The organism is Pseudomonas sp. LB3P81, assembly GCF_054897965.1.
Map to the genome: position 1 here is coordinate 1,829,957 of NZ_JBUBVG010000001.1, position 20,622 is coordinate 1,850,578.

General features: G+C 59.4%; 16 protein-coding genes. 7 read left to right on the forward strand and 9 right to left on the reverse strand.

The features are described from left to right. Positions 1-33: 33 nt before the first annotated feature. The 3 genes from ACYZTL_RS08450 to ACYZTL_RS08460 all read right to left on the reverse strand — a co-directional run bounded on the left by ACYZTL_RS08450 (position 34) and on the right by ACYZTL_RS08460 (position 2,402). Positions 34-900 carry a carboxylate/amino acid/amine transporter gene (locus ACYZTL_RS08450; RefSeq protein ID WP_461951404.1) on the reverse strand — a complete coding sequence of 289 codons (867 nt, stop codon included), beginning with the start codon at positions 898-900 and terminating at the stop codon, positions 34-36. Between the two features lie 283 nt (positions 901-1,183). Next, entirely contained in the window at positions 1,184-1,783 is a 600-nt protein-coding gene (locus ACYZTL_RS08455; protein WP_461951405.1) for an FMN-dependent NADH-azoreductase, read from the reverse strand. 304 nt (positions 1,784-2,087) lie between these two features. After that, complete coding sequence (locus tag ACYZTL_RS08460) at positions 2,088-2,402, reverse strand: 3-phosphoglycerate kinase (RefSeq protein ID WP_461951406.1); 315 nt, start codon at positions 2,400-2,402, stop codon at positions 2,088-2,090. A gap of 49 nt (positions 2,403-2,451) precedes the next feature. Here ACYZTL_RS08460 and ACYZTL_RS08465 point away from each other — a divergent pair, with 49 nt between their 5' ends. The 5 genes from ACYZTL_RS08465 (at position 2,452) to aqpZ (ending at position 7,757) form a co-directional block, all read left to right on the forward strand. Then, positions 2,452-3,375, forward strand: coding sequence for a LysR family transcriptional regulator (locus ACYZTL_RS08465; RefSeq protein ID WP_461951407.1), 924 nt, complete (start codon positions 2,452-2,454; stop codon positions 3,373-3,375). Between the two features lie 14 nt (positions 3,376-3,389). After that, positions 3,390-4,205, forward strand: a complete 816-nt coding sequence (locus tag ACYZTL_RS08470; protein WP_461951408.1) for an alpha/beta fold hydrolase — start codon at positions 3,390-3,392, stop codon at positions 4,203-4,205. Further along, a complete protein-coding gene (locus tag ACYZTL_RS08475) occupies positions 4,199-4,762 on the forward strand; it encodes a peptidylprolyl isomerase (RefSeq protein ID WP_461951409.1) in 564 nt (187 codons plus the stop codon). Before ACYZTL_RS08470 ends, ACYZTL_RS08475 begins: the two co-directional genes overlap by 7 nt. A gap of 90 nt (positions 4,763-4,852) precedes the next feature. Further along, positions 4,853-6,685, forward strand: coding sequence for an ABC transporter ATP-binding protein (locus tag ACYZTL_RS08480; RefSeq protein ID WP_461951410.1), 1,833 nt, complete (start codon positions 4,853-4,855; stop codon positions 6,683-6,685). 376 nt (positions 6,686-7,061) lie between these two features. Then, a complete protein-coding gene (gene aqpZ / locus ACYZTL_RS08485; protein WP_461951411.1) occupies positions 7,062-7,757 on the forward strand; it encodes an aquaporin Z in 696 nt (231 codons plus the stop codon). Positions 7,758-7,773: 16 nt separating this feature from the next. On the opposite strand, the gene ACYZTL_RS08490 is transcribed toward aqpZ, so the two are convergent. Further along, on the reverse strand, positions 7,774-8,898 hold the full coding sequence (locus ACYZTL_RS08490; protein WP_461951412.1) for a GNAT family N-acetyltransferase: 1,125 nt from the start codon (positions 8,896-8,898) through the stop codon (positions 7,774-7,776). Positions 8,899-9,179: 281 nt separating this feature from the next. Here ACYZTL_RS08490 and ACYZTL_RS08495 point away from each other — a divergent pair, with 281 nt between their 5' ends. Then, positions 9,180-10,496, forward strand: coding sequence for a putative porin (locus tag ACYZTL_RS08495; RefSeq protein WP_461951413.1), 1,317 nt, complete (start codon positions 9,180-9,182; stop codon positions 10,494-10,496). A gap of 171 nt (positions 10,497-10,667) precedes the next feature. Here ACYZTL_RS08495 and ACYZTL_RS08500 read toward each other — a convergent pair whose 3' ends face one another. The 5 genes from ACYZTL_RS08500 to aceK form a co-directional block, all read right to left on the reverse strand. Further along, positions 10,668-11,462 (reverse strand): IS3 family transposase, encoded by a 795-nt coding sequence (locus ACYZTL_RS08500; protein WP_461950135.1) that lies wholly within the window; start codon positions 11,460-11,462, stop codon positions 10,668-10,670. A 35-nt stretch (positions 11,463-11,497) separates the two neighbouring features. Further along, on the reverse strand, positions 11,498-11,794 hold the full coding sequence (locus ACYZTL_RS08505) for a transposase (RefSeq protein ID WP_461951414.1): 297 nt from the start codon (positions 11,792-11,794) through the stop codon (positions 11,498-11,500). Between the two features lie 126 nt (positions 11,795-11,920). Beyond that, complete coding sequence (locus ACYZTL_RS08510) at positions 11,921-13,042, reverse strand: beta-ketoacyl-ACP synthase III (RefSeq protein WP_461951415.1); 1,122 nt, start codon at positions 13,040-13,042, stop codon at positions 11,921-11,923. A 316-nt stretch (positions 13,043-13,358) separates the two neighbouring features. Continuing rightward, positions 13,359-17,270: an ATP-dependent RNA helicase HrpA gene (hrpA, locus tag ACYZTL_RS08515; RefSeq protein ID WP_461951416.1), complete on the reverse strand. Its 3,912-nt coding sequence runs from the start codon at positions 17,268-17,270 to the stop codon at positions 13,359-13,361. Between the two features lie 205 nt (positions 17,271-17,475). After that, positions 17,476-19,194, reverse strand: coding sequence for a bifunctional isocitrate dehydrogenase kinase/phosphatase (gene aceK, locus ACYZTL_RS08520; RefSeq protein WP_461951417.1), 1,719 nt, complete (start codon positions 19,192-19,194; stop codon positions 17,476-17,478). A gap of 179 nt (positions 19,195-19,373) precedes the next feature. On the opposite strand from aceK, the gene ACYZTL_RS08525 reads away from it, so the two are divergent. After that, positions 19,374-20,282: a DMT family transporter gene (locus ACYZTL_RS08525; protein ID WP_461951418.1), complete on the forward strand. Its 909-nt coding sequence runs from the start codon at positions 19,374-19,376 to the stop codon at positions 20,280-20,282. The last annotated feature ends 340 nt before the right edge of the window (positions 20,283-20,622 follow it).

A 20,622-nucleotide genomic window follows, 5' to 3' on the forward strand; every position in this document is an offset into this window, starting at 1 on the left:
TCAAAATCAAAAGATCGCAGCCTTCGGCAGCTCCTACACCGGTTGAGCGGCTCGTCTGATACCCAACCGACTAATCCACACCGCCATCAGAATCACCGAACCACCCAGCAACAAACGCCCCAGCTCTTCATGCTGATTCCAGATCAGCAAATTGATCAGCAATCCCACCGGCACATGCAGATTGTTCATCACCGCCAGCGTCCCGCCATTCACCAGGCACGCGCCCTTGTTCCACCAGTACAACCCCAACGCGGTCGAGATCAGGCCGAGGAATACCAGCACGCCCCATTGCAGCGGTGCTTCGGGCAGGAAATTCTGTTTGCCGAACAGCACAAAGGCCGGCAACGCCACCGCCAATGCGCCGAGATAGAAATAACCAAAGCGCCGGTAATGCGGCAGATCGCTCGGATGACGCGCCACCAGATGCTTATAAAGCACCTGCCCGGCGGCGTAGGTGAAGTTGGCCAGTTGCAGCAGCAGAAACCCCATGAAGAAATCCGGATTGATCCGGTCATAGCGAATCACCGCCGCGCCGAGCACTGCCACCAACGCTGCGACCAGCGCCCACGGATTGAAGCGCCGGTTCAGCGCATCTTCGATCAGCGTCACATGCAGCGGCGTGAGGATGGTGAACAGCAACACTTCCGGCACCGTCAGCACCCGGAAGCTCAGGTACAGGCAGACGTAAGTCACGCCGAACTGCAACGCACCGATCAGCAGCATGCCACGCATGAACGCCGGCTCCACCGAACGCCAGCGAGTCAGCGGAATGAACACCAATCCCGCCAACACCACGCGCACCAGCACTGCGAAGTAACTGTCGACATGACCGGCCAGGTATTCGCCGATCAGACTGAAGGAAAACGCCTGGATCAGCGTGACAAAAAGTAGATAGCCCATGCTCGCCTCGTTTCGAATGGCGGCGACGATAGCGGGTTTTGCCGTTCACTGCGAATTGCCAGACAACACAAATCCCTTGTGGGAGCGGGCTTGCTCGCTCCCACGGGTCTATGTGTACGCCCACCAAATCCCGGGCAAAAAAAAAAGCCCGATCTCGCTAAAGCGTTCAATCGGGCTACAGCACTCAGGAGCAAAAAGTGCAAAGGGAGGTCGATGCGCGTACAGGCTTGAAGGGTTGCGCCAGGTCACTAGACCACCCAGCGATTATCTGGCGATTAAAACCTCAAGCCACTTGGGCAAGGCTGGCGTTGGCCTGGTTCAGACCCTTCTCCTGGAAGTCACCGCCCAGGTTCATGCCTTCGGCATGGATGAAGATCACGTCGTGGATTCCGATGAAGCCCATGACCTGACGCAGGTAGGGTTCCTGATGATCTGCGGTGCTACCGGCGTAGATCCCGCCGCGAGCGGTCAGCACGTAAGCGCGTTTGCCACTGAGCAGACCTTGCGGGCCGGTGTCGGTGTACTTGAAGGTCACGCCGGCACGCAGCACGTGGTCGAGCCAGGCTTTCAGCGTGCTGGGGATCGCGAAGTTGTACATCGGCGCAGCCATGACCAGCACGTCGGCGGCCAGCAATTCATCGGTCAACTGGTTGGAGCGCTCCAGGGAAACCTGTTCGATGTCGCTGCGCTGCCCGGCGGGTTTCATCCAGCCGCCCAACAGGTTGATGTCCAGATGCGGCACCGGGTTGACGGCCAGGTCACGCACGGTGATCTGGTCGTTGGGGTGTGCGGCTTTCCACTGGGTGATGAAGGTTTGGGTCAGTTGACGGGAAACCGAGTCTTGCTGACGGGCACTGCTTTCGATGATCAGAACGCGGGACATGGGATGTAGGCTCCATCTGAGAATGCTGTAAGTCGATGGAGTGAAGGTTAAACAGAGTCGTATCGATGAAAAAGCGCAAATAACTGCTACAACCCATCAATAAATTCGTTTATAAGCAGTGCTTAGCTGTGGGAGCGGGCTTGTGTGGTGAGGGGATTTATCCCCGTTCGGCTGCGAAGCAGTCGCAAAACCGGTGAATGCGGTTTTTCTGAGACACCGTAGTCCCAGGTTTAGGGCCGCTTCGCAACCCAACGGGGATAAATCCCCTCACCACACAAGCCCGCTCCCACAGGGGTGGTAAAAGTTATTTCGGGGTGCAGGTCAGGTTGATGCGCATCTTGATGATGGACCGGTTGAACTTGGCAGTGGCATTTTTGTGCTTGCCGGCAGCCACTTCTATATTGCGGGTGCGAGGCGCTTCAGGACCATTATTGAAAACCACCTTACAGACTGCATCGGTGCTGCCGTAGTTGTTTACCTGAATGGAGGCGATGTCGGTATCCGTGTCATACGCGTTGTAGTCGATGCTCAAGCCGTTCAGCTGTTTTTGGACGTCGATCGGGTAGGCAAACGCAGTCAACGGCAACATCGCCAGCGCCACAACACAGAATTTTTTCATTCGGCAGTCTCCAATAAGGACTGCCAGCTTAGGACAAGAGGAGCTCAACATGAAAGCGCCCCGCGTGACCCTTGATCAATGGCGAACGTTGCAGGCCGTGGTCGACCACGGCGGTTTCGCCCAGGCCGCCGAAGCGCTGCACCGCTCGCAATCGTCTGTCAGCTACACCGTGGCACGCATGCAGGACCAGCTCGGTGTACCCCTGCTGCGCATCGACGGCCGTAAAGCCGTGCTGACCGAAGCCGGCGGCGTGTTGCTGCGCCGTTCGCGGCAACTGGTGAAACAGGCCAGCCAACTGGAAGACCTGGCGCATCACATGGAGCAAGGCTGGGAAGCGGAGGTGCGGCTGGTGGTCGACGCCGCGTACCCGAGCGCCCGCCTCGTTCGCGCCTTGACCGCGTTCATGCCGCAAAGCCGCGGCTGCCGGGTGCGTCTGCGCGAAGAAGTGTTGTCGGGCGTGGAGGAAGTCTTGCTCGAAGGCGTGGCCGACCTCGCGATCACCGGCCTAAGCATTCCCGGTTACCTTGGCGCGGAATTGAGCGACGTAGAATTCGTCGCCGTCGCCCACCCCGAACACCCACTGCATCGCCTGAACCGCGAACTGAACTTCCAGGACCTGGAAAGCCAGATGCAAGTGGTGATCCGCGACTCCGGCCGCCAGCAACCACGGGATGTCGGCTGGCTCGGCGCCGAACAGCGCTGGACCGTCGGCAGCCTCGCCACCGCTGCGACGTTTGTCGGTAGCGGATTGGGTTTTGCGTGGTTGCCCCGGCACATGATCGAACGCGAACTGAAGGAAGGGACGCTCAAGCTGCTACCGTTGGATCAGGGTGGCAGCCGTAACCCGAGCTTCTACCTGTATTCGAACAAGGACAAACCGCTGGGCCCGGCGACGCAAATCCTCATCGAACTGCTGCGCACCTTCGATACCGCACCGCTGGATGCCCCCTTCGCCGCCCCTGCACAAGCCTGACACGGAGTGAACACATGGCCTATTTCGAACACGACGGTTGCAACCTGCACTACGAGGAATATGGCCACGGCACGCCGTTGCTGTTGGTCCATGGATTGGGTTCCAGCACCCTGGACTGGGAAAATCAGATCCCGGCATTGTCGGCCCGCTATCGGGTGATCGTCCCGGACATACGCGGCCACGGTCGTTCGGACAAACCCCGCGAGCGCTACAGCATCGCCGGGTTCAGCGCCGACCTGGTCGCCCTGATCGAGCATTTGAACCTCGGCCCGACACATTATGTGGGACTTTCGATGGGCGGCATGATCGGCTTTCAACTGGCGGTGGATCAGCCGCAACTGCTTAAAAGCCTGTGCATCGTCAACAGCGCGCCCGAGGTCAAACTGCGCAGCCGCGACGACTATTGGCAGTGGTTCAAGCGCTGGAGCCTGATGCGTGTGCTCAGTCTGGGCACCATCGGTAAAGCCATGGGCGCCAAACTGTTCCCGAAACCGGAACAGGCCGAATTGCGTCAAAAGATCGCCGAGCGCTGGGCAAAAAATGACAAACATGCTTATCTCGCCAGCTTCGACGCGATCGTTGGGTGGGGTGTTCAGGAACGACTTTCCAAAGTGTCCTGTCCAACCCTCATCGTCAGCGCCGACCATGACTACACACCGGTGTCGCTGAAGGAGACTTACGTAAAACTGCTGCCCGATGCGCGGCTGGTGGTGATCGCCGATTCGCGCCACGCCACCACGATGGATCAACCCGAACGCTTCAACCAAACCCTGCTCGAGTTTCTCACCGCAGTCGACACCACCACACTCAGGATTACTGACCCATGCTGAAAAAAATCGCCCTCGTCGCTGGCTCCGTTCTGTTTGCCGCCAACCTGATGGCCGCCACGCCCGCCAAGGTGCCGCACGTGCTGCTGGAGACCACCAACGGTCAGATCGAAATCGAACTGGACCCGGTCAAGGCGCCGATCAGTACCAAGAACTTTCTTGAGTACGTCGACAGCGGCTTCTACAACAACACGATTTTCCACCGCGTGATCCCGGGTTTCATGGCCCAGGGCGGCGGTTTCACCACGCAGATGCAGCAAAAGGAAACCAAGGCACCGATCAAGAACGAAGCCAGCAACGGCCTGCATAACGTGCGTGGCACGCTGTCGATGGCGCGTACGTCGAACCCGGATTCGGCCACCAGCCAGTTCTTTATCAACGTCGCCGACAACGCCTTCCTCGATCCGGGCCGTGACGCCGGTTACGCGGTATTCGCCAAAGTGGTCAAGGGCATGGACGTGGTGGACATCATCGTCAACTCCCAGACCACCACCAAAAGCGGCATGCAGAATGTGCCCATCGACCCGGTGCTGATCAAGTCGGCCAAGCGCATCGACTAAGACCCACAGGCACAGGGATGTTGAGCGGCCGCCGGCATTCGGCGCCGCTCATAGCGTTTAAAGGAGAGCCCGCGCGCGGGCGGAGAACAAATGCTTTATCGCCGTTTTGAACAACTGATCGACGTATTCCGTGACGCCCCCACGGCGGCTCCGCCCGACCGTGTTTTCCCCTTCTATACCTATTACCTGAAGCAGGTCTGGCCGAGTTTCGCCGCCCTGCTGACCGTCGGCCTGTTCGGCGCACTGATCGAAGTGGCGCTGTTCAGCTACCTGAGCCGCATCATCGACCTGGCCCAGGGCACGCCGAACGTCAACTTCTTCAAGGAACACGGCATCGAACTGGCCTGGATGGCAGTCGTGGCACTGATCCTGCGCCCGGTATTCGTGGGCCTGCATGACCTGCTGGTGCACCAGACCCTGAGCCCGAGCATGACCAGCATGATCCGCTGGCAGAACCACAGCTACGTGCTCAAGCAAAGCCTGAATTTCTTCCAGAACGACTTCGCCGGGCGCATCGCCCAACGCATCATGCAGACCGGCAACTCGCTGCGCGATTCCGCCGTGCAAGCGGTGGACGCGCTGTGGCATGTGCTGATCTACGCGATCAGTTCGCTGGTGCTGTTCGCCGAAGCCGACTGGCGCCTGATGATTCCGTTGTTGTGCTGGATCGCAGCCTACATTGGCGCCCTCTACTACTTCGTGCCACGGGTGAAAGAACGCTCGGTGGTGTCCTCGGATGCGCGCTCCAAGCTCATGGGCCGGATCGTCGACGGCTACACCAACATCACCACGCTGAAGCTGTTCGCCCACACCAATTTCGAACAGCAATACGCCAGGGAAGCCATCCAGGAACAGACCGTAAAAGCCCAACTGGCTGGCCGCGTGGTCACCAGCATGGACGTGGTCATCACCAGCATGAACGGCTTGCTGATCGTCACCACCACCGGTCTGGCGTTATGGCTATGGACGCAGTCGCTGATTACCGTCGGTGCCATTGCCCTGGCCACCGGCCTGGTGATTCGGATCGTCAACATGTCTGGCTGGATCATGTGGGTGGTCACCGGCATCTTTGAAAATATCGGCATGGTTCAGGACGGTTTGCGGACTATCTCGCAACCGGTGAGTGTCACCGACCGTGAAGCGGCGAAACCGCTGACCGTTGCCCGTGGCGAAGTGCGCTTCGAGCACGTGGATTTTCACTACGGCAAGAAAAGCGGGATCATCGGCGACCTCAACCTGACGATCAAACCCGGTGAAAAAATCGGCTTGATCGGCCCGTCCGGCGCAGGCAAGTCGACCTTGGTCAACCTGCTGCTGCGCCTCTACGACGTGGAGGGCGGGCGAATCCTTGTCGATGGCCAGAACATCGCCGACGTCGGCCAGGAAAGCCTGCGCGAGCGCATCGGCATGATCACCCAGGACACATCGCTGCTGCATCGCTCGATCCGCGATAACCTGCTTTACGGCAAACCCGATGCCACCGACGCCGAACTCTGGGAAGCGGTGCACAAGGCCCGTGCCGACGAGTTCATCCCGTTACTGTCGGACGCCGAAGACCGCACCGGTTTCGATGCCCATGTCGGTGAACGCGGAGTGAAACTCTCCGGCGGCCAGCGTCAGCGGATCGCCATCGCACGGGTGCTGCTCAAGGACGCGCCGATCCTGATCATGGACGAAGCGACCTCGGCGCTGGACTCGGAAGTCGAAGCGGCGATTCAGGAAAGCCTCGAAACCCTGATGCAGGGTAAAACCGTGATTGCCATCGCGCACCGGCTTTCGACCATTGCGCGGATGGATCGGTTGGTGGTGCTTGAGAAAGGCAAGATCGCCGAGACGGGGACCCATGCTGAACTGCTGGCGCATGGCGGGTTGTATGCGCGGTTGTGGCAGCATCAGACGGGCGGGTTTGTCGGGATCGATTAATTCGAATTCACCACCGCCCATGTGGGAGAGAGCTTCTGTGGCGAGGGAGCTTGTCGGAACGCCGCACCGTCCCGCTCGACTGCGCAGCAGTCGTAAATTCAGGCGGCCTGGTTTGTCTGACACAACGGAGTTTTCGCCATGGGGACAGCTTCGCTGTCCAGCGGGAGCAAGCTCCCTCGCCACAAAAGACCGCTAAACCCATCACAAGAACCGCCACAGCCCGCCAACCACAGGCGCTGGCGGTTTTTTCACGCCCGCTGGCAATCCATAAAAACCCTGCTGTACTCAGCCAAGGTTCTGGAGATGAGCCAGCCGTAAACCCGCAGGATGCGTCACTCGATTCAGTCTCGATAGCTCGCCTATCAAGGAAGATCTCATGTCTCTGTTCAAACGTTCAGTCACTGAGTTGTTTGGTACGTTCTGGCTGGTGTTGGGGGGGTGCGGCAGTGCGGTGCTGGCCGCGTCTTCTCCGCTGGGGATCGGGGTGCTTGGCGTGGCCCTGGCGTTTGGTCTGACGGTGCTGACCATGGCGTTCGCCATTGGCCATATTTCCGGCTGCCATCTCAACCCCGCGGTATCGGTCGGTTTGTTCGTAGGTGGTCGGTTCCCGGCCAAAGAACTGCCCGCTTACATCATTGCCCAGGTCATCGGCGCGATTATCGCCGCCGCGCTGATCTATTACATTGCCAGTGGCAAGGAAGGCTTCGACCTCTCCGCCGGCCTCGCTTCCAACGGCTACGGCGAACACTCCCCCGGTAAATACTCAGCGGCCGCAGGCTTTGTCTGTGAGCTGGTGATGACGGCGATGTTTGTGCTGATCATCCTCGGCGCGACCGACAAACGTGCGCCTGCCGGGCTGGCACCGATCGCCATTGGCCTGGCCCTGACGCTGATCCACCTGATCTCGATTCCCGTCACCAACACCTCGGTCAACCCGGCTCGCAGTACCGGACCGGCACTGGTTGTCGGCGGCTGGGCCATCGCGCAATTGTGGATGTTCTGGGTCGCACCACTGCTCGGTGCGGTGATCGGTGGCGTGACCTATCGTTGGCTGGGCAAGGAAAGTACTTGAGCCCACGGACGAAGGATCAGTCTTGCCGAAAAGGCAAGGCGGTCCTCGCTTCCTCGGCATACGCCAACACGCCGAGACGCTCTTGATGAAGGAAGTCTTTTACCGCCGCTTTCAGGCCGGGATGGCGCAAGTAGTGCCAGGAATGGGTAATCACCGGTTCAAACCCGCGAATCAGCTTGTGCTCACCCTGAGCGCCGGCATCGAAACGCTGAAAGCCGTTGGCAATCGCGTAGTCCATGCCTTGATAGAAACACGTCTCGAAGTGCAGACGGTCGAACTCCGCCAGACAGCCCCAGTAACGCCCATAAAAACTGTCGCCGCCTACGAGGCTGAAGGCCATGGCCACCGGTCGTGAGCCTTGTTTGGCCAGCACCACGCGGATGGATTCCGGCATGCGTTCGGCCAACAGGCTGAAAAATTCTCGCGTCAGATAAGGCCGTTGCCGACGCACTGCATAGGTGTTGGCGTAACAGGCGTAAACGAAATCCCACTGCACCTGATCCAGTTGCCGGCCTTCCAGCCATTCGAATTCGAAGCCCTGCCCCGCCACCTGCTCGCGCTCCTTGCGCATCTGCTTGCGCTTGCGTGAACTGAGGACGTCGAGGAAGTCCTGAAAATCCCGATAGCCGCGATTTTGCCAGTGGTACTGACAGCCGATGCGCTGCAGCCAGCCGGGTTGTTCAGCCAGTGCCGCGTCGGTGAACGGGTCCGTGAAGTTGATGTGAGCGCTGGAGAGTTCTTCGATCTCAAGGTAGCCGGGCAAACTCTTCAGCAGTTCGAAACCGTCCTCAACCGTGGCCGCCAGCAAACGCGGTCCGCTGACCGGGCTGAAGGGCACGGCGGTCAGCAATTTGGGGTAATAGTCGATGCCGGCACGCTCGCACGCATCGGCCCAGGCGTGATCGAACACGTACTCGCCGTAGGAGTGCCATTTGCGGTAACTGGGCAGCGCGGCGATCAACCGGCCACTTTCCATATGCAGCAAATGCTCGGGCTGCCACCCGGAATGCGGACCGACGCTGCCGCTGTCCTCCAGTGCGCTTAGAAAGGCATGGCGCAGAAACGGCTGAGCATCCGGCACCAGGGCATCCCAGGTGCGCGGTGCTATATCAGACAGTTTTTCCAGACGTTGCAACGGCATCCACTTCTCTCCACTTCGCGGCGTAAAGCCCTGCGATTATCGCTTATCGACGCCTGTTCCACACCCTGCGATCCGCCGGCAGACCGGCGAGTAAAAAGTTCATAAAAGCTTTGTTTCGTCATCGAGACGCCATCACATTGCCACCGATTTGTCATAAACCATCGCGATACTGGCGCAAGTTTTTAGAGCGTCGGGTTCTAACCCGGCCACTGTTTCCGTCCTTCAACGGTCGGTTGTGCCCCGGATGGCTCAGTCATCCCCTTTCATCTTCGGAGATTGATATGCGTCTTGCTTCCACGAAAACTGCGGCGGCCCTGTGTGGCGGACTGTTGCTGGCCATGAGTGTTCCGGCCAGTGCCGCAGTCGACGCCAAACTGCTCGACATGCTGAAGGCTAACGGTTCGATTACCAACGCGCAGTACGGCGAACTGCAAGCCGAACTGGCCCGGGATCAGAAAGAACAGCAAATCGCCCGTCAGGCTCAACAAGAGAGCAACGAGCAGATCGCAGCAACGGCGAAGAAAACCAATGAGCTGAGCACCTTCGACCAGAAGCTGGCGTGGGCCGCCAAGACCCAGTTCAAGGGTGACGTGCGTTTCCGTCAGGAAACGGTCAAGAACGATGGTGTTTCCAACACCGGCGACCAGGACCGTCAACGTATTCGTGTCCGCCTGGGTGCCTACACTGCAATCAACCCGCAAGTGGACACCGGCATTCGTATTGCCACCGGCAGCGACAACGATCCTCGCTCCACCAACCAGAGCCTGGACAACAACTTCACCAAGAAAGACATCTGGCTGGACCAGGGTTACGTCGACTACCACCCTGACGCCATCAAGAATCTGCACTTGATCGGCGGCAAGATGCCGCAACCATGGGTGAGCATGGGCGACATCATCTGGGATAGCGACATCAGCCCGGAAGGTCTGGCACTGACTTACAAATACCCGCTGGGCGGCAGCACCGAGCTGTTCGGTAGCGCCGGTCACTTCACCCTCAAGGACAACGTCGACGGCGAAGGCAAGCAGTTCCGTCACGACCTGCGTCTGTACTCGGGCCAGTTGGGCGCGCGCTTCGCGATCACCGACAACTTGAAAATGACTCTGGGCGGCAGTCTCTACGCTTACGACAACGACAACGACATCAACAATACCTGTGCTGCGAACACCTGCCGACTGGCCATTAACGGCAACACTGCGAACGAACAGTTCAAACTGTACGAAGGCTTTGGTCAGATCGACATCGGCGGCCTGCCAATGCCGCTGTCGCTTTACGGTCAAGTCGTCAACAACGACGATGCCAGCAACGATCAGGACATGGGCTGGTTGGCCGGTGTCAAGACCAACGTCTTCGGCTTCGGCGTGGACTACAACTATCGCGACGTACAGCGTAATGCCGTTGTCGGTGCCTTCACCGACTCCGACTTCGCCAACGGTTTCACCGGTTCGCGCGGCAGCAAGCTGAAAGTGAGCTACGAGATCGACAAGAACTTCGCCCTCGGCGCGACGTACTTCCTGGCTGATTCCGACTACACCAACGCCAACCTGCGGGATTCGAAAATCAACACCCTGCAACTGGATGCTGAAGCCAAGTTCTGATCCCTGCTACACGGTTCGGGCAAGGAAGCCCGAACTGCTTTTACAAACTCGCGTTGCTGTATCGGTCCCCATCATCCGTCCGATACAGCAGCGCGAGTTTTTTTGTGCAAAAAAAAAGATCGCAGCCTTCGGTGTAGTGGTTCAGTTTTTTTGCACCACTCCGTAGGAGCATTAAGCCGCCTGCTGCTCAAACAGCGCAGGCGGCAAGTTGTTCGAGGCTGAGTGGCAACGGCGATGGTTGTAGTGCGAGATGAAATCCATCACATCCTTCTCCGCTTCGAAATGATTCTGGTATCCGTTTTCCGGCATCCAATCGTGCTTCAACGTCCTGAAGTAGCGCTCGACTACTGCGTTATCCCAGCAGTTACCTCGACGACTCATGCTCTGAACGATCCGGTTTTCTGCCAAGCACTCAACAAAGCGATCGGCGGTGTATTGGCAGCCCTGATCAGAGTGAAATAGCAGTTCAGGCATCGGACGGCGTAGTGCTACCGCAAGCTTCAGTGCCTTCATAGACAGCTCGGCATCCGCTGTTCGTGAGCAAGCCCATCCCACAATCCTGCGCGAAAACAGGTCCATCACCACTGCCAGGTACAGCCAGCCATGTCCCACTCTGATGTAGGTGATATCACCTGCCCAAAGCGTGTCTGACCGGGCTGGATTGAAACGACGATCAAGTATGTTCGGTGCAACGACAGCTGGCTTCGTGGCCCGGCGATAGTGCGCATAACGTGGCCTGCGCCGCTGTAGGTCAAAGGTCTTGATCAAGGTACGCATTCGATAACGCCCTATAAAAACTCCCTCTTTCCTCAACTCCTTGGATAGCCCGCGAGTACCCAATGCTTCTCGATGCTGCTTATGCAACGCACGAAGTTTACTCCCCAGATCTCCCAAAACTGGTCGCTGCCGCACGGCTTTACGTTTCACGTAATAGCTGCTGCGGGCCAAGCCGAACAAGACACACATACGCCGAATCGACATTGCCCCTCTGATGCCATCAATCACTTGGTTCGACCGAACAGAACCTTTAGATGAGAGGGCAATTGCTTTTTTAGCACTTGGTTCTCGGCTTCAAGTAGCGCCAGTTTCGCCTGGAGCGACTCAATCAGCTCCTGATCCTGTAGGCGAGGAGCTTGCACAATTCCTTCCTGCTCCCGGCGCCAGCGTGAAACCCAGCGGCGTAACGCTGTTGGCCCCACACCTGTAGCCTCACAGGCTTTAGGTATGGAGTAATTCATCTCCACAACCAAGCGAATGGCTTCCGCTTTTTCCTCAGAGGTAACAACCCGATATCCCATGATGCTTCCTTAAATCGACGCTCCTACATCATGGTCCAAAAACGTTCGACCACCACACGGCAGCTCCTACATGGGATTACATAACCCTGTAGGAGCTGCCGAAGGCTGCGATCTTTTTAGTCGAACTCAGCGCTTGCGCAGAATCACGCTACCAATCGAGTAGCCGGCGCCAAACGAGCTGAGCACCGCCAGCGAACCGGCGGCCAGATCATCCTGATGCTTGTGAAATGCAATCACCGAACCGGCGGAGCTGGTGTTGGCGTAGGTGTCGAGAATCACCGGTGCTTCTTGTTCGGTGGCTTCGCGGCCCAACAGTTTCCTCACGATCAGGTGGTTCATGCTGAGGTTGGCCTGGTGCAGCCAGAAGCGCTTCACGTCGCCGACGTTGAGCTGGTTCTCTTCCAGGTGCGTAGCGATCAGCTCGGCCACCATCGGGCATACGTCACGGAACACCTTGCGGCCTTCCTGCACGAACAGTTTGTCCTTGGCACCGATGCCCTCTTCCGCCGCGCGATTGAGGAAGCCGAAGTTGTTGCGGATGTTGTTGGAGAACTTGGTCAACAGCTTGGTGCTGACCACGTCGAACTGGTGCTTGGACGTTGCCAGGTCGGCGCGCTCGATGATCACCGCGGTGGCTGCATCGCCGAAGATGAAATGGCTGTCACGGTCGCGGAAGTTCAGGTGACCGGTGCAGACTTCCGGGTTGACCATCAGGACCGCACGGGCCTGGCCCAGTTGCACGCTGTTGGCGGCCGCCTGAATACCGAAAGTCGCCGAGGAGCAGGCGACGTTCATGTCGAAACCGAAACCCTGGATGCCCAGCGCTTCCTGAACTTCGATGGCGATGGCCGGGTAAGCGCGTTGCAGGTTGGAGCAGGCAACGATCACGCCGTCGATGTCGGCGGCGGTTTTGCCGGCGCGCTGCAAGGCTTGCTCGGCCGCGCCGATCGCCATTTGGCACAGCACCGACCACTCGTCGTTCGAGCGCTCCGGCAGGCGTGGCGCCATGCGTTGCGGGTCGAGAATGCCGTCCTTGTCCATGACAAAGCGGCTTTTGATGCCGGAGGCTTTTTCGATGAACGCTGCGTTGGACTCGGTCAATGCCTCGACTTCGCCACGGGCGATGGCGTCAGCGTTGTCGGCATTGAATTGCGCAACGTAAGCGTTGAAAGACTGCACCAGCTCTTCGTTGGAAATGCTGTTGGCCGGGGTGTACAGGCCGGTGCCGCTGATGACGACGTTATACATGGTCGTTTCTCTAATCTGTTCAGGCAGAAAGCGTTGGCACCGACGTACCAACGCATAAAGGGTCTGTTCCCGTCAGAGGAATCAAACCTGGCATCGCTTTAATCCGTTCCGCCCGAACCTTGAGAGGCTCAAAACTGCGGGGCCGGCATTTATAGGCGCGAAGTTTGCCATAAACATTGGGGTTTGGCCCTATTTGCCGAATCAAACACGGTTACCTGTAGGAGCTGCCGAAGGCTGCGATCTTTTGATCTTTTAGTGTCGCGGCAAAGAAAGATCAAAAGATCGCAGCCTTCGGCAGCTCCTACAGGAGATCGCGTCAAGGTTCCACTTGGGTCCATTGCTTGTTCAGGCGCTTGTCGGAGATCGGCACTTTGGTCCCCAACTGCTGGGCGAACAGCGAAACCCGGTACTCCTCCAGCCACCAGCGATACAGCTCAAGCTGCGGATCGCGCTTGCCTTCCTGGGCATGCTTGCCGGCGCGGGTCTGGTATTGGGTCCAGAGGCCGGACAACTCACCGCTCCAGACCCGATCCTTCTGCACCTGGGCACCGAGTTTCTCGAACCGTTGCTCGATGGCTTTCAGGTAACGCGGCAGTTCCTTGAGCCACTGCATTGGCGTTTCGCGGACAAACCCCGGATACACCAGATGACTGAGCTGCTGCTTGATATCGTTCAGGGCCACGGCCTGCGCCAGATCAATCTTGCCCTTGAAACGTTTTTGCAGACCGTGCCAGAGCTTGAGAATCTCCAGGGTCAGCTTCGCCAGCCGCTCGGCGTGCTCGGTCCAGCCGCCACGTTTGCGCTCGGCCAACGCCGCCAGTCCGGCGCCATCACGCGGCAATGGGTCTTCGCCGTCGAGGATGCAGCTGTCGAGACTGGACAGCAGAATGTCTTCCACCAGGCTGTCGATGCGGCCCATGTCGCGGTACATCAGGCCCAGTTCGGTCAGCCCCGGCAACTTGCCGCGCAGGAATTTCGCCGGTTCCGCCAGTTGTTGCATCAGCAAGCGCTGCAAGGCGCGGCGATGCTGGAACTCGGCTTCGGCCGGCGTCGAGAATCGCCCTTCCTTGACCGTGCCGGCCTCTTCCACCAGCGCCGGATACACCGTCATCGACAGCCCGGCGATCTTCTGTTGAGTCTTTTGCGCCACGGCCGCGAAGACTTTCGCCTCGACCGGTTGCTGGCTTTTCGCCGTTTGCGGAACGGCCAAAGCAGCCTGACTCGCTTCAGCGAATCGAGCGGTCAGTTCCGCCAGATCACGTCCTTCGCCAAGGAACTTGCCCTGGCCGTCGACGATTTCCAGGTTCATGCGCAGATGGCTTTCCACCTGCTGCGCCGCTTCGGCCCAGGCTTCATCACTGACGCGCGCACCGGTCATGCGCAGTAACTCGCGACCCAACGCTTGAGGCAGCGAACCTTCGGCGAAGGTCATGCGTTGCAACGCGGCTTTGACGAAATCCGGCACCGGTACAAAATTCTTGCGCAGCGCCTTGGGCAGATTGCGCACCAGCGCGATGCACTTGGCTTCGATCACACCCGGCACCAGCCATTCCAGACGCTCCGGCGGCAGCATCGGCAACAACGGCGCCGGCACACGCAAGGTCACGCCGTCGCGCGGATGGTTCGGTTCGAAGTGGTAACTGAGCGCCAGTTCCAGATCGCCGATGTGCAAGGTGTCCGGGTAATGTGCGGCGGTGACTTCACTGGCCTCGCGGGCCAGCACGTCTTCTTCGCGCATGATCAGCAGCTGCGGATCTTTCTGGCTGTTGACCCGATACCAGCTATCGAAGGTCGCCGTCTGGTGAATCTCCGCCGGCAACCGCGCATCGTAGAAGGCGAACAGGGTTTCTTCATCGGCCAGAATATCGCGGCGACGGGCCTTGGCTTCCAGTTCGTCCAGTTGTTCCAGCAGTTGTTTGTTGGCCGTCAGGCATTTGGCCTTTGACTGAATCTCACCACGCACCAGCGCTTCACGAATGAACAACTCGCGGGAAACCACCGGATCGACCGGCCCGTAATGCACTGGCCGGCGGCCGACCACGATCAGCCCGAACAAGGTGATCTGCTCGAACGCCACGACCTGACCGCGCTTCTTCTCCCAATGGGGTTCGAAGTGGTTTTTCTTGATCAGGTGCCCAGCGAGCGGCTCGATCCAGTCGGCGTCGATCTTGGCGACCATGCGCGCGTAGAGCTTGGTGGTCTCCACCAGTTCGGCGGTCATCAGCCATTGCGGACGCTTCTTGCCGAGGCCCGATGACGGGTGAATCCAGAACCGCCGCTGACGGGCACCGAGGTAATCGCCCTCATCGGTTTTCTGGCCGATCTGGCTGAGCAATCCGGACAGCACGGCTTTGTGCAGCTTCGGATAATCCGCCGGCTCTTTGTTGAGGCTCAGCTGCATGTCGCGGCAGATCAGGCTCAACTGGCGATGGGAATCACGCCATTCGCGCAGACGCAGGTAGTTCAGGAAATTCTTGCGGCACCAGTTGCGCAGCGGGCTCGCCGTCAACGCCTGGCGCTGCTCTTCGAAACCACGCCACAGATTGACCAGCCCGGCGAAGTCCGAGTCCACGTCTTTCCATTGCGCGTGGGCCTGATCCGCCGCTTGCTGGCGCTCCGGCGGACGCTCGCGCGGGTCTTGAATCGACATGGCACTGGCGACGATCAGCACTTCCTGCAAGCTGCCGAGTTTCGCCGCTTCCAGCAGCATGCGGCCCATGCGCGGGTCCACCGGCAAACGCGCCAGGTTGCGCCCCAGCGGCGTCAGTTGGCTGTTGCGATCCACCGCCGAGAGTTCTTGCAGCAGGTTGAAACCGTCGCTGATGGCCTTGCCATCCGGCGGCTCGATAAACGGGAAATCGGTGATCTCGCCGAGGCGCAGGTGCAGCATCTGCAGGATCACGGCGGCCAGGTTGGTCCGCAGGATTTCCGGATCGGTAAATTCCGGGCGACCGATGAAGTCTTCCTCGCCATAGAGGCGGATGCAAATGCCCGGCTCGACCCGCCCGCAGCGACCTTTACGCTGGTTGGCGCTGGCCTGGGAAATCGCTTCGATGGGCAGGCGCTGGACCTTGGCGCGGTAGCTGTAACGGCTGATACGCGCGGTGCCGCTGTCGATCACGTAACGAATGCCCGGCACCGTCAGCGAAGTTTCCGCGACGTTGGTCGCCAGGACCACGCGACGACCCGGGTGCGACTGAAAAATCCGCTGCTGTTCGGCCGGCGATAGCCGCGCATACAGTGGCAGGATTTCAGTGTGTTTGAGTTGGGCCTTGCGCAGCATGTCGGCGGCGTCGCGAATCTCGCGCTCTCCGGGCAGGAAGACCAGCACATCGCCGGGGCTCTTGCGCTCGCTGCGTTCGAACGCGGCGATTTCGTCGAGAGTCGCGAGGATCGCCTGGTCCACGGTCAGGTCGTCTTCGACGCGGTTGCCCTCTTCATCCTGTTCCAGGGTCAGCGGGCGGTACCAGGTTTCCACCGGGAAGGTGCGACCGGAGACTTCAACAATCGGCGCATCGTCAAAATGTTTTGAGAAGCGCTCCAGGTCGATGGTCGCCGAGGTGATGATGACCTTCAGGTCCGGACGACGGGGCAGCAGGGTTTTCAGGTAACCGAGCAGGAAGTCGATATTGAGGCTGCGTTCGTGAGCTTCGTCGACGATGATCGTGTCGTAGCGTTCGAGGTAACGGTCGTTCTGGGTTTCCGCCAGCAGGATGCCGTCGGTCATCAGTTTGATCAGGGTGTTGGAATCGCTCTGATCCTCGAACCGCACCTGATAGCCGACGAGCGCGCCCAACGGCGTCGCCAGTTCTTCGGCGACCCGGCTGGCGACGCTGCGCGCCGCAATTCGACGCGGCTGGGTATGGCCGATCAGGCCATGTTGGCCGCGACCGATCTCCAGGCAGATCTTCGGCAACTGGGTGGTTTTACCCGAGCCGGTTTCGCCGGCAATGATCAGCACCTGATGCTTGAGCAACGCTTCCTTGATTTCGTCACGCTTGGCGGCGATCGGCAGGCTGTCGTCGTAACGAATCACCGGCAGGCTGGCACGTCGCGCCAGCACCTGATCACAGGACGCCTGCATGCGCGTCACCCACTGGGCCAGCTTGGCTTCGTCGGGTTTCTTGCGCAGTTCAAGCAACTGCCGCCGCAGCCGGTGGCGGTCGGCGAGCATGGCGTGATCGAGGTTTTTCAGCAGTTTGTCGATTGAAGGCGATTCGTCAGTCATCAGGTACGCAATAAGTCGTCTAGTGGCGCAGGGGGCGGATTGTCGCAGATTTGGGTCTAAAGCGACGAATGCAACCTGTTTTTTGTGGCGAGGGAGCTTGCTCCCGCTGGGTTGCGAAGCGACCCCATCTCTACCTAAAAAGAAGGGGACTACTGCGCAGTCCAGCGGGAGCAAGCTCCCTCGCCACAGGATTCACTCAGGTGCGTTACTCGTTATCGAGGCCTTTGCGTCGATACGGGAACACGTCGATCACTTTGCCGGCACGAATGGCCTCTTGCAGGCTTTTCCAGTAATCGGCGTTGTACAACTCGCCATGCAACTGATCGAACAAGCGTCGCTGACCGGAATCGGCGAACAGGAACGGCGGAAACTCCTCGGGGAACACATCCAGCGGTCCGATCGAATACCACGGTTCGGACGCCATCTCGTCTTCCGGCGTGCGCGGTTGCGGGATGTGGCGGAAGTTGGCTTCGGTCAGGAAGCAGATCTCGTCGTAGTCGTAAAACACCACGCGACCGTGACGGGTGACGCCGAAGTTTTTCAGCAGCATGTCGCCGGGAAAGATGTTTGCCGCCGCCAATTGCTTGATCGCCAGACCGTAATCTTCCAGCGCCTCGCGCACCTGCGCCTCGTTGGCGTTTTCCAGGTACAGGTTCAATGGCGTCATCCGCCGTTCGGTCCAGCAGTGGCGGATCAACACGGTGTCGTCCTCCACCGAAACGGTGGACGCGGCGACCTCCAGCAATTCTTCCAGGCACGCCGGGTCGAACTTGCTCAACGGGAAACGGAAGTCGGCGAACTCCTGGGTATCGGCCATGCGTCCGACCCGGTCGACGCTTTTCACCAGTCGGTACTTCTCGATCACCGTCGCCCGGTCGACGTTTTTCGACGGCGAGAAACGGTCCTTGATGATTTTGAATACGGTGTTGAACCCCGGCAGGGTGAACACGCTCATCACCATGCCGCGCACACCGGGGGCCATGATGAACTGGTCGTCGGTATTGGCCAGGTGGTTGATCAGCGCCCGGTAGAACTCGGATTTACCGTGCTTGTAGAAACCTATCGAGGTGTACAACTCGGCGATGTGTTTGCCCGGCAGAATGCGCCGCAGGAAACCGATGAACTCCGCCGGCACCGGCACGTCGACCATGAAGTACGAACGGGTGAACGAGAAGATGATCGACACATCGGCTTCATCGGTGATCAACGCATCGATCTGAATCCCCTTCCCTTCGCGGTGCAACAGCGGAATCACCAGCGGCCACTGCTCGTCCCGGGTGAAGATTCGGCCCACCAGGTACGCACCCTTGTTGCGGTAGAGCACCGAAGAAACCAGCTCGACGTTCAATTCGGGGTCTTTGCACACCCAGTCCGGCAGGTTCTCGCGCAGTTGCGCTTCGAGACGGCGCAGATCGCCTTCGAGGTCAGCGTAATCCTCGCTGAAGCGGTAGTCGGCAAAAATACTTGCCAACATATCGGACAGCTTGCCCTGGGGTTTGTAGGTGCGAGTTTGTGCGGCGCGCGCCCGGCGCAGGCTCGGCCGGGTGGTGTGGATGAACATGCAGCCGTCGCTGATCAGGTCATGACTGAACAGCCCGCAGAAGATCGAGTTGTACCAGGTTTCGGACAGTTCATCGTCGAAACGCAGGTCGATCAGGCTGATGTAAGCGCTTTTGACCAGTGGCCAGCAGCTGACATCCAGCGTGTCGGCGTCGAAAGCGATGTGTAGCCGGTCGACCGTTTCACTGACTTTTTCTTCGTAGAGGTTGATCCGCGCCGCCGAGGCGACTTGCGTCTCCTGCCACTGCGCCTGCTCGAAGCGGGCCCGGGCGCCGTCGGTAATCTGACGGAAGTGCTCGCGGTAATCGTCAAAGCCATCGAGGATCATTCGGGCGATGTCGGCGGCTGGCCATTGCTGCGGCATGGTGAGACCTCTGCGGGAATTCGGGAGCCCTGAGCTTAGCCAGTGAAGCGGGTGCAGGAGAAGCGTAATTTTCGCGCCACCGCGTCATCGACGCCCTGGAGAGTTTAATGCCCGTTTTTCGGTTGCCATCGATCAGGCACTCAGTAACACTTTCGTCCCCATCAAGGAAGGAACGCGCTGTGAACCCCGTCGATATTCTGCGTATGTTGTCGCTTGCCGCCATCTGGGGCGCGAGCTTTCTATTCATGCGCATCATCGCCCCAGTGATTGGCACGATCCCCACTGCTTTTTTCCGGGTGTCGATCGCCGCAGCCGGGTTGCTGGTGATTATCGGGCTGATGCGCATCAGCTGGGATTTCAAAGGCAAGTTGAAAACCGTGATGTTGCTCGGGGTGATCAACTCCGGGATTCCGGCGACCCTCTACTCCGTGGCGGCCCAGGTACTGCCGGCCGGTTATTCGGCAATCTTCAACGCCACCACGCCATTGATGGGTGTGTTGATTGGCGGCCTGTTCTTCAGTGAACGACTCACCGTAGCCAAACTGGGCGGGGTGTTCCTCGGCCTGTTCGGCGTCGCCATCCTGACCCGTGCCGGCCCGGTGGCGTTCGACCTGCCATTGCTGATGGGCGCCCTCGCCTGCCTGCTCGCCACGACTTGCTATGGCTTCGCCGGGTTCCTCGCCCGCCGCTGGCTCGATCAGGCCGGCGGTCTGGACAGCCGTCTTTCGGCGCTGGGCAGCATGCTCGGAGCGACCTTGTTTCTGCTGCCGCTGTTCGGCTACAGCGTGATCAGCCAGCCACCGGCGAGCTGGGGCGGCTGGAGTGTGTGGCTGTCGTTGTTAGGTCTGGGCCTTGGGTGCACGGCCTTTGCGTACATTATTTACTTCCGGCTGCTCAGCTCAATCGGGCCGGTGAAATCGATGACCGTGACCTTCATGATTCCGCCGTTTGGCGTGTTGTGGGGGGGGTTATTGCTGGATGAGCCGCTGTCGATGGCACACATTTATGGCGGGGTGTTGATTGCGGCGGCGTTGTGGTTGGTGTTGAAGACTTCGGTGATGAAGAAGGTTGAGGTGGTGGCCCGGTAAATTGATGGTGCCGCTGATGGCGCCTTCGCGAGCAAGCCCGCTCCCACAAGTGAATGCGTACGTCTGAAGAGCCAGGTCGGCTGGTAGGCCGCCTCGCGGTGCTGTTGCGGTAGTCGCCCCCTCGAGTGGCCGAGCGCAGGTTCTGCGCAGTGGGCAACCCGGCATGGATGCCGGGTTAGCCGCGCACGGCCAGGGATGGCCGATCGCGGCGGGCCCACGGAGCAGGACCGGAGCGAGGGCATGCCGAGCCCCAGCGAGGCACCGAACGACAGGGGCAAGAGCCCTTGGTTACTTGGGGCTTTTCCAAGTGACTCGCCGTAAGGGCGAAACCAATAGCCGC

What these genes read in the sequence shown, in the direction of transcription:
- ACYZTL_RS08465 (WP_461951407.1), top strand. Translation starts at nt 2,452, where the DNA reads ATGAAAGCGCCCCGCGTGACCCTTGATCAATGGCGAACGTTGCAGGCC.
- ACYZTL_RS08475 (WP_461951409.1), top strand. Translation starts at nt 4,199, where the DNA reads ATGCTGAAAAAAATCGCCCTCGTCGCTGGCTCCGTTCTGTTTGCCGCC.
- hrpA (WP_461951416.1), bottom strand. Translation starts at nt 17,270, where the DNA reads ATGACTGACGAATCGCCTTCAATCGACAAACTGCTGAAAAACCTCGAT.
- ACYZTL_RS08500 (WP_461950135.1), bottom strand. Translation starts at nt 11,462, where the DNA reads ATGTGTGTCTTGTTCGGCTTGGCCCGCAGCAGCTATTACGTGAAACGT.
- ACYZTL_RS08490 (WP_461951412.1), bottom strand. Translation starts at nt 8,898, where the DNA reads ATGCCGTTGCAACGTCTGGAAAAACTGTCTGATATAGCACCGCGCACC.
- aceK (WP_461951417.1), bottom strand. Translation starts at nt 19,194, where the DNA reads ATGCCGCAGCAATGGCCAGCCGCCGACATCGCCCGAATGATCCTCGAT.
- ACYZTL_RS08510 (WP_461951415.1), bottom strand. Translation starts at nt 13,042, where the DNA reads ATGTATAACGTCGTCATCAGCGGCACCGGCCTGTACACCCCGGCCAAC.
- ACYZTL_RS08480 (WP_461951410.1), top strand. Translation starts at nt 4,853, where the DNA reads ATGCTTTATCGCCGTTTTGAACAACTGATCGACGTATTCCGTGACGCC.
- aqpZ (WP_461951411.1), top strand. Translation starts at nt 7,062, where the DNA reads ATGTCTCTGTTCAAACGTTCAGTCACTGAGTTGTTTGGTACGTTCTGG.
- ACYZTL_RS08505 (WP_461951414.1), bottom strand. Translation starts at nt 11,794, where the DNA reads ATGGGATATCGGGTTGTTACCTCTGAGGAAAAAGCGGAAGCCATTCGC.
- ACYZTL_RS08455 (WP_461951405.1), bottom strand. Translation starts at nt 1,783, where the DNA reads ATGTCCCGCGTTCTGATCATCGAAAGCAGTGCCCGTCAGCAAGACTCG.
- ACYZTL_RS08450 (WP_461951404.1), bottom strand. Translation starts at nt 900, where the DNA reads ATGGGCTATCTACTTTTTGTCACGCTGATCCAGGCGTTTTCCTTCAGT.
- ACYZTL_RS08470 (WP_461951408.1), top strand. Translation starts at nt 3,390, where the DNA reads ATGGCCTATTTCGAACACGACGGTTGCAACCTGCACTACGAGGAATAT.
- ACYZTL_RS08460 (WP_461951406.1), bottom strand. Translation starts at nt 2,402, where the DNA reads ATGAAAAAATTCTGTGTTGTGGCGCTGGCGATGTTGCCGTTGACTGCG.
- ACYZTL_RS08495 (WP_461951413.1), top strand. Translation starts at nt 9,180, where the DNA reads ATGCGTCTTGCTTCCACGAAAACTGCGGCGGCCCTGTGTGGCGGACTG.